This is a genomic window from Bacillus sp. LK2 (assembly GCF_001043575.1).
GTDB lineage: Bacteria > Bacillota > Bacilli > Bacillales > Bacillaceae_G > Bacillus_A > Bacillus_A paramycoides.
This window is the reverse complement of record NZ_LDUK01000081.1, coordinates 1-13,581: the sequence shown is the minus strand read 5'-3', so window position 1 is coordinate 13,581 and position 13,581 is coordinate 1. Positions and strand designations below refer to the sequence as shown.

Annotated in this window: 11 protein-coding genes and 2 pseudogenes; 3 read left to right on the top strand and 10 right to left on the bottom strand. The window is 33.5% G+C overall.

Annotated features, from left to right (window positions below):
* Positions 1 to 552 precede the first annotated feature (552 nt).
* Complete coding sequence (locus VK90_RS26790) at positions 553 to 783, top strand: helix-turn-helix domain-containing protein (protein ID WP_048376583.1); 231 nt, start codon at positions 553 to 555, stop codon at positions 781 to 783.
* A gap of 5 nt (positions 784 to 788) precedes the next feature.
* Here VK90_RS26790 and VK90_RS26785 read toward each other — a convergent pair whose 3' ends face one another.
* From VK90_RS26785 to VK90_RS26750, 8 genes are all read right to left on the bottom strand, one after another.
* Positions 789 to 1,403: a replication-relaxation family protein gene (locus tag VK90_RS26785; protein ID WP_048376581.1), complete on the bottom strand. Its 615-nt coding sequence runs from the start codon at positions 1,401 to 1,403 to the stop codon at positions 789 to 791.
* The gene (locus VK90_RS26780) at positions 1,342 to 2,523 is read right to left on the bottom strand and encodes an FtsK/SpoIIIE domain-containing protein (RefSeq protein WP_048376579.1); all 1,182 of its coding nucleotides are present in this window, start codon (positions 2,521 to 2,523) and stop codon (positions 1,342 to 1,344) included. Before VK90_RS26780 ends, VK90_RS26785 begins: the two co-directional genes overlap by 62 nt.
* A 100-nt stretch (positions 2,524 to 2,623) precedes the next feature.
* Positions 2,624 to 2,809, bottom strand: coding sequence for a hypothetical protein (locus tag VK90_RS26775; protein ID WP_000152450.1), 186 nt, complete (start codon positions 2,807 to 2,809; stop codon positions 2,624 to 2,626).
* A 1-nt stretch (position 2,810) separates the two neighbouring features.
* The gene (locus tag VK90_RS26770) at positions 2,811 to 3,107 is read right to left on the bottom strand and encodes a hypothetical protein (RefSeq protein WP_025151363.1); all 297 of its coding nucleotides are present in this window, start codon (positions 3,105 to 3,107) and stop codon (positions 2,811 to 2,813) included.
* Positions 3,108 to 3,563: 456 nt separating this feature from the next.
* Entirely contained in the window at positions 3,564 to 5,396 is a 1,833-nt protein-coding gene (locus VK90_RS26765) for an ABC transporter permease (protein WP_048376577.1), read from the bottom strand.
* A 16-nt stretch (positions 5,397 to 5,412) separates the two neighbouring features.
* The gene (locus VK90_RS26760; RefSeq protein WP_025151361.1) at positions 5,413 to 6,174 is read right to left on the bottom strand and encodes an ABC transporter ATP-binding protein; all 762 of its coding nucleotides are present in this window, start codon (positions 6,172 to 6,174) and stop codon (positions 5,413 to 5,415) included.
* Between the two features lie 287 nt (positions 6,175 to 6,461).
* On the bottom strand, positions 6,462 to 7,538 hold the full coding sequence (locus VK90_RS26755) for a sensor histidine kinase (RefSeq protein ID WP_025151360.1): 1,077 nt from the start codon (positions 7,536 to 7,538) through the stop codon (positions 6,462 to 6,464).
* A complete protein-coding gene (locus VK90_RS26750; RefSeq protein ID WP_048376575.1) occupies positions 7,535 to 8,221 on the bottom strand; it encodes a response regulator transcription factor in 687 nt (228 codons plus the stop codon). Before VK90_RS26750 ends, VK90_RS26755 begins: the two co-directional genes overlap by 4 nt.
* Positions 8,222 to 9,553: 1,332 nt before the next feature.
* On the opposite strand from VK90_RS26750, the pseudogene VK90_RS26745 reads away from it, so the two are divergent.
* Positions 9,554 to 10,289: pseudogene (locus VK90_RS26745) on the top strand (TerC family protein).
* 922 nt (positions 10,290 to 11,211) lie between these two features.
* On the opposite strand, the gene VK90_RS26740 reads toward VK90_RS26745, so the two are convergent.
* Positions 11,212 to 12,051 (bottom strand): peptidylprolyl isomerase, encoded by an 840-nt coding sequence (locus tag VK90_RS26740; RefSeq protein WP_025151428.1) that lies wholly within the window; start codon positions 12,049 to 12,051, stop codon positions 11,212 to 11,214.
* A gap of 167 nt (positions 12,052 to 12,218) precedes the next feature.
* Between VK90_RS26740 and VK90_RS31530 the strand changes: the two are divergent.
* A pseudogene (locus VK90_RS31530) lies at positions 12,219 to 12,346 on the top strand (transcriptional regulator); the annotation flags it as partial.
* Between the two features lie 178 nt (positions 12,347 to 12,524).
* On the opposite strand, the gene VK90_RS26735 reads toward VK90_RS31530, so the two are convergent.
* Positions 12,525 to 13,581, bottom strand: a 1,057-nt coding sequence (locus VK90_RS26735; protein ID WP_048376572.1) for a serine hydrolase domain-containing protein, incomplete at its 5' end; no start/stop codon positions are given.

Below are 13,581 nucleotides of genomic sequence, written 5' to 3'. Positions count from 1 at the left end.
ATTAACGCAAGTATCAATCTAAAGGATGAAGCGATAAGGCTTCTAACCGCAAGGACTGCGGAGATAGCCTAATAAATTAGAGTTCGATAGAACTCTTTACTTAGGAATCCCCCACTTCTAAACGAAGTGAAAGTGGGGGTAGTTCAAACAATCCTTTTGTAAATAATTTCCAACACCAATATGATACGTGTAATTGTTAGAATTTTTTCGAAATTCGACCACGGAAAACGTTTATATCTCTTAGCTTATTAAACTCGTTTTCGTTTTTTTATAAATTAAGAAAAGCTCAAATCCTTATGTACCAATGGATTTGAGCTTTTTATTTTATAGGAATACTCGTTACAACAAGTTGCCATTAGGATAGTGTATCAGCAACTTGTAGCTATTACTATGAATGCTAAATTCCTCAAAATTATTCCATATTTTTTGATTCTCTTTATATTATTCTATGCCTTGTTTCAAATTATAATTCCATATTTATGAACAAACGTTTAGATTTATGGAAATTTGGACAAGTTATTATTACCATAATTTTAATTAGGAGGAATTCCCATGTTTGGGTTAGGAAAAAAGAGAACTCCATTTGGTGACTATTTAGATCGTAGAGGGATTAAACAACAATGGTTAGTGCAACGAACTGGATTAAGTAAATCTTTAATAAGTGATTTAGCAAATAGAAAGGATCGTGTTCCCACTTTAACATCCGCAACTAAAATCATTAAAACACTAAGAAAATTTGATAAACGCATTGATTATCATGATTTTTGGGACATCAATATTTAAGACTCCTAGAATATGTGGTCCATCACGAATGTTCTCATAAATACATTTTGCTTCATAGCATATTGCTCTAATTTAGATTGCCGATAGTCTGACAGTGTAAAAAAGATAACCACTGGAACAATAGCATTCTGTCTTTTATAGATATCTGTTATATGGCCATATAACTGTATTTTATGTTCGTTTGCCTTCATATGTTGCATGCGATCTATCTCAACAAAGTGGGGGACTTTATCTTCAAAATAGGTTGCATCTGGGATAATTTGATATCGCTGACCCTTGATTGAAAATTCTATAGGTCTTTCTGTTTTCCACTCTGGGAATCCTAGCCACATCCAGGATTCGTTTCTCATTAATATGTGCTGTAATTGACTATTTTTCTTTACTGTCTTTGTGATTCCTAATAAATCACGTCCTTTTTTATTTAAATAATATACATGTTCACGAGCTATTTTTGTGATATGACAATATGGAGTCAGATCCTTTAATACACGATTTGCATTCCGAATACTTCCTAAACAGTGAATGGCTTGTAATTGCCTCCTAGTTAAAAAATCCAACTTACTCAAAGTGGATAAAATCTCGATTTGTCTTGCTTTCTGTTTGAGTGTTTGATGCCTCATTTTGTTTCACCACCCTATATTTCTTTAATAAATTCCACATCTCTTTATCCTCCAAATAAGGTACTTGGATTTCTTCTGTACGATCAGTTTTAAATAATGCTCTTCCTGGAAGAGAAGGTAAATCCTCAAGCCCTGGTTCATCTAAAGCAACTTGTGAAGCAACCGATGTTGGTAATCGAAAACCTAGCTTTGCATCAGCATTTTGTTTAATTTGCCTTGGCAATGTGTCAGAGGTTGGATATTGGGTACAAAATATAAGCCGGAATCCTAAACCACCTCCGATTCTTGCGATTTCAGATAACATCTCCTGGCACATAAATAATAAATCCCGTTGTTTTTTAGGTAAACCTTGTGTCGGACAAAGATTCGCTCCCTCATCTACTATGATGAAACATCGCTCTTTTATGGATGTATCTATGATATTAGTAAAGTAGGACTTCTTCATTACTTCGATTTGTTTAACCATTTTCTCACGTACTTTATCCAACATTTCTAACGCCTGTTTTGGATTTTCAGCTACTTCTACAACTTGAGATAGCTCTTTGTAAGGACTAAATTCTAGCCCTTCTTTCAGATCAATAATAAAAAACTTCACGTGTTGAGATTGTTGCAAAATTAAACTAGTCATCACATTTTTTAAGAATACTGTCTTTCCAAAACGAGTCATTCCACTTACACACATATGCGGCGTTTTCTCGAAATCATGATATACGTATTTATCTAACGCTTTCCCCACCATAACTCTCCATGTATGCTCTTTTAATAGATCCTTAGACCAATTCCACATTTCAGGTATTCGTTGGCTAAATACTCGAATATGAAGCTCTCTTTGGTGAAACGATATTTTAACAGGTTTATATAGGCCTTCTTCTAATACTTCAGCTAACTTTTGGATAAGTTGACTAGGTACACCAAGTGGTAACTTGTAAACATAATTCATACTTATATCATCTTTAATTTCTTTTATAAAAATGGGGTATTGTAATTCACCTTTATGTTGAACACATATCTTTGCAATTTCAAAAAACGTTGCAATTTTTTTCTTATCACTCATTCCATTACTTTGATAAAAATAAGCTACAGTTATAAAGGTTGCTGGAATTAATAAAAGCGACAACATTCCCTCCATACCTCCTTAAGGTAGTTGAGCCTGTATGGAAGCTTAGAAAAAACTGTTTAAGGTGCACTGTTATAATCACTTTCAACTACCAGATGTAATACTAACGTAGAAACACATCTAGTATATCCATTAGAACGTACCAAACACTCCCAATCAACAAGCATTTAAGACCCGCACGTAGCAACCAACCTGGAAGATAAAGACCTTTCTTCTTCAGCATTTTTATTCCTAAAATTGAAGCTCCTGTCAAGCCATATACAATACCTAGTTCTCCAATGATTGTCATATTAACCCCATCCTTTTGGTTTAATGGACAAATTCCCTTTACCATCTTTAAAAAGTTGATATTCATCTAATAGCTCATTCCAGGAGACAGTCTGTTCATTACCATATAGATCCTCTTCGATTTTTTGACTTAAATAATAATAACCTCGGTATTGCCGATCCAGGTATACTTCATGTCTCAGCATGTGCTCTCGTATTGCACAAATGTTATCTTCCTTCTTGGTTCCTTTGTACATTTGCCTGAGTGTTTCTGAAGAGTAGAGATACGGAGTGCTGTATAACATTTGATATTGGTTCATATTCTCACCATCCATATAGATTTCTAGTTACACTAAATACATATGATGGTGATCCGAATTTTTGAAGTTGTCCCTTAAAAAAGCACAAAAATACACTGTATCAAGGTTTATTTGGAATGCGTATTTTTAGAAACAAATAAACAAAATATCAAGCATGTAGGCAACAAGAACGAAAGTTCATGAAATGCCCAACCTTAGCTTGATGGGCATGTATAGTGACCCCTTCTAGTGAAGGTCCTTGCGTGAACCTACTTACACATGTCTTTACGAACGCAAAAGAACAGACTATTGAAATAGTCCGTTCTTAGGTAAACGATATAATTTTAGAGTTTTTACACTAGAACCAATTGTTTATGAATCGTAGTGCTAGTCCATTTATTATTTCCAAACCCATTCAGCATGATCAATAAATGGGGTCAGATTATGTTGATATTTCGTATAAATAATATCATTACATTAATTTTCTTTCGGAAGCACAATTCTTTTATACAATTGAACTGTAATAAAGTAATAAATCGAGTAAATCACTACGAAAATAACAATTGGTAACCAAATACGAAAATATGGATCAATCAAAATGACTCCGAACATGTTCATACCAACTAATACATGAACAATGCCAACAATTGCTGGGACTAAGAACACAAAGAATAACTCCTTATAAATCGATTGTGTTAATAATTCTCGGCGTACACCGATTTTACGAAGCATTTGATAACGTGTGCAATCTTTGGATGCACCAGACAAAATTTTAAACATCAGGCAACTTGCCATCATTGCTAAGTACGCAATTCCGACGAAAAAGCCCATGAACATTAATCCACTGAACATACCATGAATAGAATTATACATTCGATATTTACTCTTCAGTTCTTCAGGTTTTATACTTGTATATTTCGCTAACTGTAATTCGTCAAGTTGTTTCCATTCTTTTAAATGTGATTTAAAATCATCTGTTTTCCCAATAAACACAGTACTTTCTCGGCCCTTTATACTATGATACATGTTTTTGTCTACAATTTTTATTTCATGATCAGGATACATATAATATGGCTGGATTGTCTGGAACGCTTCACCCCATTGTTGCGGTGACTTCTTCACGTTTTCACCAATTGGCAGCTCTTCTGATACTCTCTTTGTTTTCCCATAATCTTCTCTATCACTTCCATTTTTTGCTACTAAAGGACGATTTTTCTCTAAATCATCTTTTAAATAGTAAATAGACTGACCATCTATTTTGTAATGATATTCAAGCTTCTCTGTAAATAAGATAGTATTCAAAATTTTCTTTTCTTCAGCTGTTGGATTATGAACAACTGAATCGTAAATTGTAATACCATTAACCATTGTTATTACGTTGTTTTTAAATGCCATACCACTAGCAATCCCGCCAACTCCAAGGGCCACTAACATTGCTACTGTTGCAAGCACATTTGCTAGGCTATTCATACGGAAATTCAATTGTGCAAAAGTAAAAGCATTCAGGCCTTTTTCACTACGTTTTTTATTACTTTTTAACTTGTTAATCATAACTGGGAGAAGTGATCCAAATAGAATGTAAGTACCAAAGGTTGCTGTGGTCAATCCAATGGCCATTAATCCAATAGCAGCCATTCCCGCTCTTGGAATATAGATCAGTGATGCATAACCAATACCTAACAAAATTAAGCCAAGGAATGCAACTACAACAGTCATTTTTCCTTTTACCGCGACCCGTTCTGTTTGTGCATCTGCATGTACAAGTTGTAATACGGAAAAACGTACTAATTTTATACTACTCATAATTGCTGATAGTACAAATAGTACAAAGAAGAATATGCATGTAACTGTTATAGATGGAATATAAAATGCTTGATATCCTTCACCAGGAAATTCCAACTGTTTCATTAGTAATTGTCCGATACCTTCTGCCAGTCCTACACCAATTGTAATCCCCATCACAAGAGAGACCGTACCTAATATAATTGTTTCAAGAAACATTAGGAATGTAACTGTATGCTTTTTTGCTCCTAACATCATATACATACCAAACTCTTTTTGACGAAGAGATAATAAGAAAGAGTTTGCATATAAAATATAGAAAAATGTGATAACCGCTAACAAAAAGGAACCAATTTTAAATACAGACACAATATCCCCAATAGTAGAGTTAGATTCAAGGAACGTTTTATTGGATGCTAGCGTTTGAAACATATAAAAAGTTGAAATAGAGACAATAAGACCAACAAGTAAAACAATGTAATCTTGCAACTTACTTTTTAGGCCTGACATAGAAAGCTTAAATAACATGATTGAACTTCCTTCCTTACGCTTTTTGTGTGCCTAAGTTTGCAAGCACGTCTAAAATTTCTTTATAGAATTCTTCACGGGTACCACCGCGATGAATTTCTTTATATAACTCACCATCTTGAATGAATAAAATACGCTGACAGTAACTTGCGCTGTAAGGATCATGCGTAACCATCATAATGGATACACCTTGCTCTTTATTTAAGCTTGTCATGGCATCAAGTAAACTCGTTGCATTTTTAGAATCAAGAGCTCCTGTTGGCTCGTCCCCTAAAATAATTGCTGGTTCATGAACTAACGCACGTGCTGCTGCCGAACGTTGCTTTTGTCCACCAGATACTTCAGATGGATACTTTTGAAGTATTTCTGAGATTCCTAACATACCCGCTACTTTCTCGACTTTGGGTCCAATATTACGTGATGGAACACCTTGAAGAGATAGTGGAAGTGCGATATTTTCATAAATAGACAGGTTTTCTAATAAGTTGAAATCCTGGAAGATGAATCCTAATTTTTGTGAACGGAAATCAGAAAGCTCACCTTGCTTCATTTTCGTAATATCCGTTCCTGCAATTTCAACAACGCCGCCTGTCGCTTTATCAAGAGTTGAAATTACATTTAATAATGTTGTTTTACCAGAACCAGATGGCCCCATAATACCTACAAACTCCCCCTCTTGAATTGAGAATGATACACCTTTTAACGCATGTGATTGATTCTCACCTTTTTTACCGTACAATTTTTGAATGTTTTTTACATCTACAACTGGTTTTATCATATATATCCTCCTACGTTTGTTTTTTTATTTCTTTAAAATATGATGCTATTCTTATTTGCTTTTAACAAAATAGTCATGTTGCATCCATCTTTTCCATGAGACTGTCACGATGTATCCACTTGAGAGCTGCAAAGAAAATTTTCTTTTTTTAATTTCTCCACTCTCCTCATCGCTTTGAATACATACATGATAAGCTATGAAAATTAGGAAACACCCCGTAAAATCCTTAAGAATTCTTAAGTTTTATAAAAAAAAGGCTTATGGAACCTGTAATTCCATAAGCCTTTCTATTTGATTGGATGTTCAACAATAAAGGACATCCAGCCGTCTTTATATTCTGCATGTATATTACCATTATGAAGTTCAACAATTCTTTTTGAGATAGCAAGTCCCAGTCCATTTCCTTGATCATTTTTTCTTGCCTTATCACCCCTAAAAAATCTTTCAAACAATTTATTAGGATCGCTAACAGGCGGCTTCTCGACTTTATTTGATACTTTCAAAATTGCTTTGTTACCTATTAGTTCAAGACATACGGATAATTCGGATGGTTTCATGCTGTACTTTATCGCATTCATAAACAGATTTTCATAAACACGTACCATTTTTTCTACATCTATGAAGATAGGTATTGTTTCTTCCGTGATTGATTTTTGAACGATTAAACTTTCCTTTTCAAATATAGGAATGTATTCTCCAACTATTTGTTCTAACAAACCTGATAAATCAACTTCATTAAAGTTTAACTTAGTATCGATGCCTGATAAACGGGTATACTCAAATAGTTCATCTATTAGATATTTCAATCTCTGTGATTTTAAATATGTGGTTTCGAGATACTCCTGTAATTGTGTTTTACTGTCGTATTGCCCTCTTTTTAATAAATCTATATAGCCGATAATAGATGTCAACGGAGTGCGTAAGTCATGAGATACGTTAGTTATGAGTTCATTTTTTGTACGTTCTAATCGTCTTTCCTGTTCAAATGTATTTTCCAATTCCATGGACATATAGTTGATATTTTGAGCAAGTTGGGTCAATTCGTCCTTCCCCATAATCCCAATTGTCAAACCCAGTTTTCCATTGGCAATATCATTCACATTATCAGAAATGAGCTTCAAATATGCTATTTTCTTTCGAACCAATATCAAAAAAATTACTATAAAGTTAAAAATTGCGAACGAGAATAAGAATAACAATGATAAATTGAATTCAAACATACCAAAATCTTCGTGTTTTTTAAATAATGGATCTATGACGAATAGCAACATAAGGATTGTTAAACCAAACGCAACAAAAAAACTAACTGCAACAGCAACAAGAAGTTTTATAATGATCTTATTTCTAAAACTAACATTCTTCATATTTTATATCCAATTCCCCAAACAGTTTTAATATAAATAGGATGTTTAGAATCCTCTTCAATTTTGTCTCTTATTTTTGTAATATGCACCATGACGGTATTGTCTGATTTATAAAAAACCTCTTTCCAAACTGCTTCATATATTTTTGCCACACTGAGGACAATTCCTTTGTTACGAGCAAGTAGTTCGAGTATATCAAACTCTTTTGGAGTTAGCCTTGTTTCCATTCCCCTTACCCATACTTGACGTGTATCTGTATTCACGGTTAAATCACCAATTTCTAGGATGCTTTTATTATGATCTATTGACGTATTGTATTTTTTAAACCTTCTTAATTGGGATTTTACCCTTGCGATTAACTCCAACGGGTTAAACGGTTTTGATAAATAATCATCGGCACCAGAGGCTAGACCCTGAATTTTGTCTATATCCTCTGATTTTGCAGATAGCATAATGATAGGCATATTGCGGTCTTCCCTAATCTTCATACACGCTTCAATACCATCCATATTAGGCATCATAATATCTAATATTATAAGATCAAACTCCTTTTCTTCTAACAGTTGTAAAGCTTCAATAGCATCTTCTGCCTTTTGAGTTTTCAGGCCTTCATTTTCCAAATAAACAGAAATAAGATTTCTAATCTCTTTATCATCATCAACAATAAGAATTTTTGACTCCATATTATTCCTCCACATTTTTTCTCGTATTGAACAACTAAAGACATAAGCAGGTGAAACATTTCCATCTTCTCTTTATTGTAAACTTACAATGGAAGACAAGAAATAACATTATGGATATAAGTGATATCGTTCCCCTAATATTTTGTTCAATATTTACTGCTGAACCATATACAATTAATAAGTTTCCTTCTTTATTTAATTAATTTTCCTATGAATACACCTGTACTTGGTCCATATTTGAAAATATAATTTACTTTCTTCAAATCAGTTCCTTCAATCAATTCATCCCCAAGAAACCTTGAACTTGGAAGGGCTGCACCAACTGATTTTCAGTTCATCATATACAGAAATAAGGAAGTGAATTATTTTCATATTTAGTCACCCCACTGTTTTGAATTCATAATCATACTCTAGAGTCCAAACCTTAAGAAAAAGGGACAAAAGTTCTTAAGAATTCTTAAGCTTTATACAGCAGTTTGGTCAGAAGAATATATGGCCACTCTTGAAATGTTCACTATTAGCTTCTTATTATAATGGTAGTTATTAACAACAGCTAAAAATATAGTAAAATATTAGATTTAACTTCCAATAATCCAAGAGGGAGTCTATTCTTCGTTAAATAGGCATTATATTATAAGAGCCCATAGTAATTTATAGAAAATTTTAGGGTGGGCATTACATTAAATAATATCGGTAAGGAAATTCGTGAATTTAGAAAGATATATAAGCTAGCCCAAAAAGGGGCTGGTGCAAAGTTTCTTAACAGATAAAAAGTTGGTATGATTGCAGATGGATTTTATGCGATTGTTAGTAATTGTTATAATCCATTGTACATTGAAAAAATGAAGTTTGGTTGTTGCAAATTGATTATGAATATCTAATCCAATTAGAAGAATACAATAATCAATTATCCGAAATTAACTTCATACAAAAACTAATAACGAGCATTAAAAAACTTTGCCTGCTCTTTTAACATGGAAACATAATCTATTCAACAATTGGTATGGGAATTGTAAATAATATCATTAGCATCTAGAGAAAGTGCAAAAAAAGACATCTTCAACTGGGGAAGATGTCTTTTTTTCTATGTGGGTCACTATGTCATTGAATCTAAGTTAAGCGGAAAATTATTAGATATAGAATTGAACAACCCCTTTAAAGAAAATTGGAAATTCAAGTTAAAAAAATACATGTGGTTGTGAAGGATTATACTTAAACTAAAAGGACAGAAGAATTGAATAAGAAAATAGTTATAATGGGACAATATTGGAAAAAGAAAAGGACAAATTATTTACATAATAAAATATTTTAAATGATTTTTAGGAGGATAATATGGAACTATCTTTATTATTAGAATATGGATGGGTTTTAATTATTTTGATTCTTTTAGAGAGTCTGTTATCTGCTGATAATGCTTTAGTTTTAGCTATAATAGCAAAGCATTTACCAGAAGAACAGCAAAAAAAAGCTATTAATATTGGTTTGCTATTAGCTTTTATATTTAGAATTGGTGCAATTTTTATTATTTCGTTCCTTTTCCACGTTTGGCAAGTTCAAGCTATCGGGGCTGCTTATTTAATTTTCATTGCTTTAAAACATTTACTCAAAAAAGACAATGGAGAAAAAGAGAAAAAAGGAAAAAGTTATAGTATGACTGTTGCTCAAATTGCATTAGCAGATATCGCATTCACTGTTGATTCTATTTTAGCAGCAGTAGCTCTTGTCATTGACTTGCCCGATACGTCTATGGGTGAAATTGGTGGTATGGATGGTGCTAAATTTATTGTTATTATAATAGGTGCAATAGCGGGTTTAATTGTAATCCGATATGCAGCTGGATTCTTCGTTAAGTTATTGACAAAACGCCCTAGTCTTGAAAAAGCCGCAATGTTATTAGTTGGTTGGGGTTAAGTTATTAATGCATACCCTTGCTCATCCATCAGTGCACATTGTTTCTCATGATTTTGTCGAAGGAGTAATTTGGAAGTCAATCTTTTGGTCTGTTATGCTTCTTATTGCTTTAGGTGGTTGGTTTTTATCTAAAGAGAAAACAGAAGAAACTAATTAAGAAAAATAATTACAAAAAAACCCAACTATACTTTTAGTTCTTATAATTAAGTGGATATGTATTCAAGGTTGACCTGTGAACTACTCGCCACTTAGCAAAGCTTGAAGTGGTGAGTAGTTCACTGAAGCACTGTTATCATTTTTAACGAATTTACCGAAAGAATTCTCCTTCCACAAGCGTGTGAAGGGCGCTAGCCCAACGGTAGGTGGGAGATGAATTTCGGTTTGGCATAGCCAAAAACTTTTGATAAACTAGCTATATGAAGTTCTTTGATAACTTGATATATGAGGTTGCAGGAAGAAAATAGAGTGCGAAAACCAAGCCATTCGGTTCCTGCGTAAAATATCAACCGTACCAAGAGAGCATCCAAGCGTTGGACATCTAGGGGTGGAACACCCCGAAGTAACGCTCAGGGAGACGTAAGGTTACTTTCGTCGTGGAACTGAGAAGCTCCCACTTCAAGCTTTGCTAAGTGGTGAGTAGTTCACGAAGTGAGAAATCATGAGAAACTTACCTTCTTTTGTTCAACTAAAGGGGGGCTTTACTTCATGAGACCGTCGTTAGACGGTTTTTTTATTGTCCTTGTTTTTAGGGATCACCACATCACCATCAAGCTAAGAAAAGCAAATACCCCAAAACAAAAAAAATAAGCTTTTTTGTTACAAGCTAATACAAAATTTCGTTCTGGGGGTACTATAAAATATTAGCTTGATAGCGATGTGGAGAGACCCCTTATTCAACATAAATATGACAATGATATAGCTAATTTTTATACAAATAAATAATTAAGATATAAGATGTTATAATAAAAATGAAATAAACACTCCTACTTATTTTTAAGGCAAGTAAGTAGATTTTATTTCATTAGTTTAAAGCTATGTACAAAAAATAACCCCTAGGGGTTATTTTTTTGTACATAGCTTTATTTTTCAAATTCTTTAAAAGTATCTTTTAAATCTTTATCTGTTATTTTTATATCTGCTTCCTTGAATAAATCTTTAAAGAATTGTTGTTGCCATTGTTGATCTTGTGAACGCTTCTGTTCCAATTCCTTACGAATATTATCTTTTTCTTGATCAAAAGGTTTTAACTCTTTTTTCTCTGTTAATTTAATAATATGGTAACCATAAGAAGATTTTATTGGATCACTTACTTGTCCAGCTTCTAATTTATAAGCAGCTTCTTCAAATTTAGAATCCATTTCACCTGGACCAAACTCAGGTAATTCTCCACCTTTTTCTTTTGAACCAGGATCTTCTGAATATTGTTTTGCTAATGCTGCAAAATCTTCTCCATTATTTAATTTTTCTTTTATTTCTTTCGCCGTTTTTTCATCTTTTACTAAAATATGACTTGCCTTTAATTTTGGTTTATAGTAATCTTTCATTTCTTTTTCCGTAACTGAAGCTTTAACAGCTTTTTCAAAGGCTATTTGCGTTTTTATTTTCGTTTTAAGATCATCTTCATCTTTAGCACCAGCTTGTGTTAAATAGGCTTTAAAATTATCGCCCATTTGTTTTTTTAATTCTTCAACTTTTTTCTTTGCTTCATCATCTGAAACTTTATATTTATCTAGTAAAATCTTGTCTAACATTACTTGTTGTAAAACAGGTTTTCCTGCTGTCTCTTTTAACTTTTTATTAAATTCTTCTTGTGTCAAATTTCCTGATTTCGATGTAACAAGATTATCTGAATTACCACATGCAGATAATAATAAAATACTGCTCATTGCAGCACCTATAAAAATATGTCGTTTATTCAATGTTTTATACCTCATTCTATAAATTGATTTATAGTCTAGTATATTTTATTTCCTTAATAAAACAAAATTTTTATAAGAAATAGATTTTGTTTATTTTCATTGAAAATGTAATATAGATTCACTAAAAACAAAGGTTTTCAACCTGCTTTTAAGCATAAGCTAATGGCTGGAGTGAAAGATGTTCCCATATTTCTGGTTGGGATCTGAAATAGCCAATCTTTTTTTTGAACAGGGATGGATTACAAAAGAAGAAAAAAGTCGAGCAGTCCATCTTTTCGTTTTGGGGAACATTTAACTTCTTAAGTTGATAGCAATGTGACGGTACCCCATATCCATCAACTTAAGAAGAATAAACGCCACCAAAACAAAAAAGCCCCAAATTTTTTTTGAAAATAAGTTGGAGCTTTTGAACTAGAAAAGTATATTTTTAACTATAAAAAACTATTACAAATTTTCCCTTTCTCCCCTTTTGCCTACTTGCTAAATTCAGCAAGTAAAATATTTTTAAAAGGGTCAGGACTGTTAGCTTTACCCATGCTGTTCAAATTGACGGCTAACGTATGCTTGCCTCCAAGTGTACCTCCAGCAAAAGTACAAAACCCTGGAATGCCACCTGTGTGTCCCCATATCGAGACACCGTTTGGAAGTTTAGTTTCATAGATTCCAAGACCATATCCATCGATTTTTGCTCCTCCTGTAGGAACAGTAGTAAGCATTTGTTTTAGTTGCTGTTCTTTCAGTAATTTACCCCCAAGTAAGTAAGAGAAGAATTTGTTTAAATCATCAGCAGTAGAAATCATATCTCCAGCCGAGCTCCCCATACTTGGGTTATAATAAGTAACATCTTTTGGCTCACTTGCTCCGTCTAGTTGGATATATCCACGGGCATGCTTGGTTCCTGGAATTACGCTTGAATTGCCAGGTAAGAATGTATTCGACAATTCAAGCGGTTCAATAATCCGATTTTCAATCTCTTCCGCATAGCTGTTCCCTGTTACTTTTTCAATAAGGATCCCTAGTAATACGTATCCTGTATTTGAATAAGACCAGCTCTTTCCTGGAGCAAAGTCTGGTGGAAGAGAAATCCCCATCTTTACTAGTTCTTCAGCCGTATACGATTTTTTAGTATCCATAAGATTAAAGTCTTTTGACCTTGTGTATTCAGCGATACCACTTGTGTGGTTCAATAATTGCCGGATAGTAATCTGTTTATCATTATATCCGTTTCTTTGAATGACACCAGGCAACCATTTTTCAATAGAGTCGTCTAGATTCAAGCGGTTCTCTCCGGCTAATTGAAGTACAACTGTTGCAGTGAACGTCTTCGTCACGCTGCCAATGCGAAAGCGAAAATCTGTTTTCATTGGTTTCTTGCTGCTCAGATCCGCTACCCCAGCGGCATAACTCCACGTTTTTCCACCCTCGGAAGCTTTAGCAAGTATCCCCGGGAATCCAAGTTGCAATGTATCCCGCATTACTTGCTTGACGGAATTACGATCTCGTTGAGTGCTTGTTTGTAACGAACTAGAT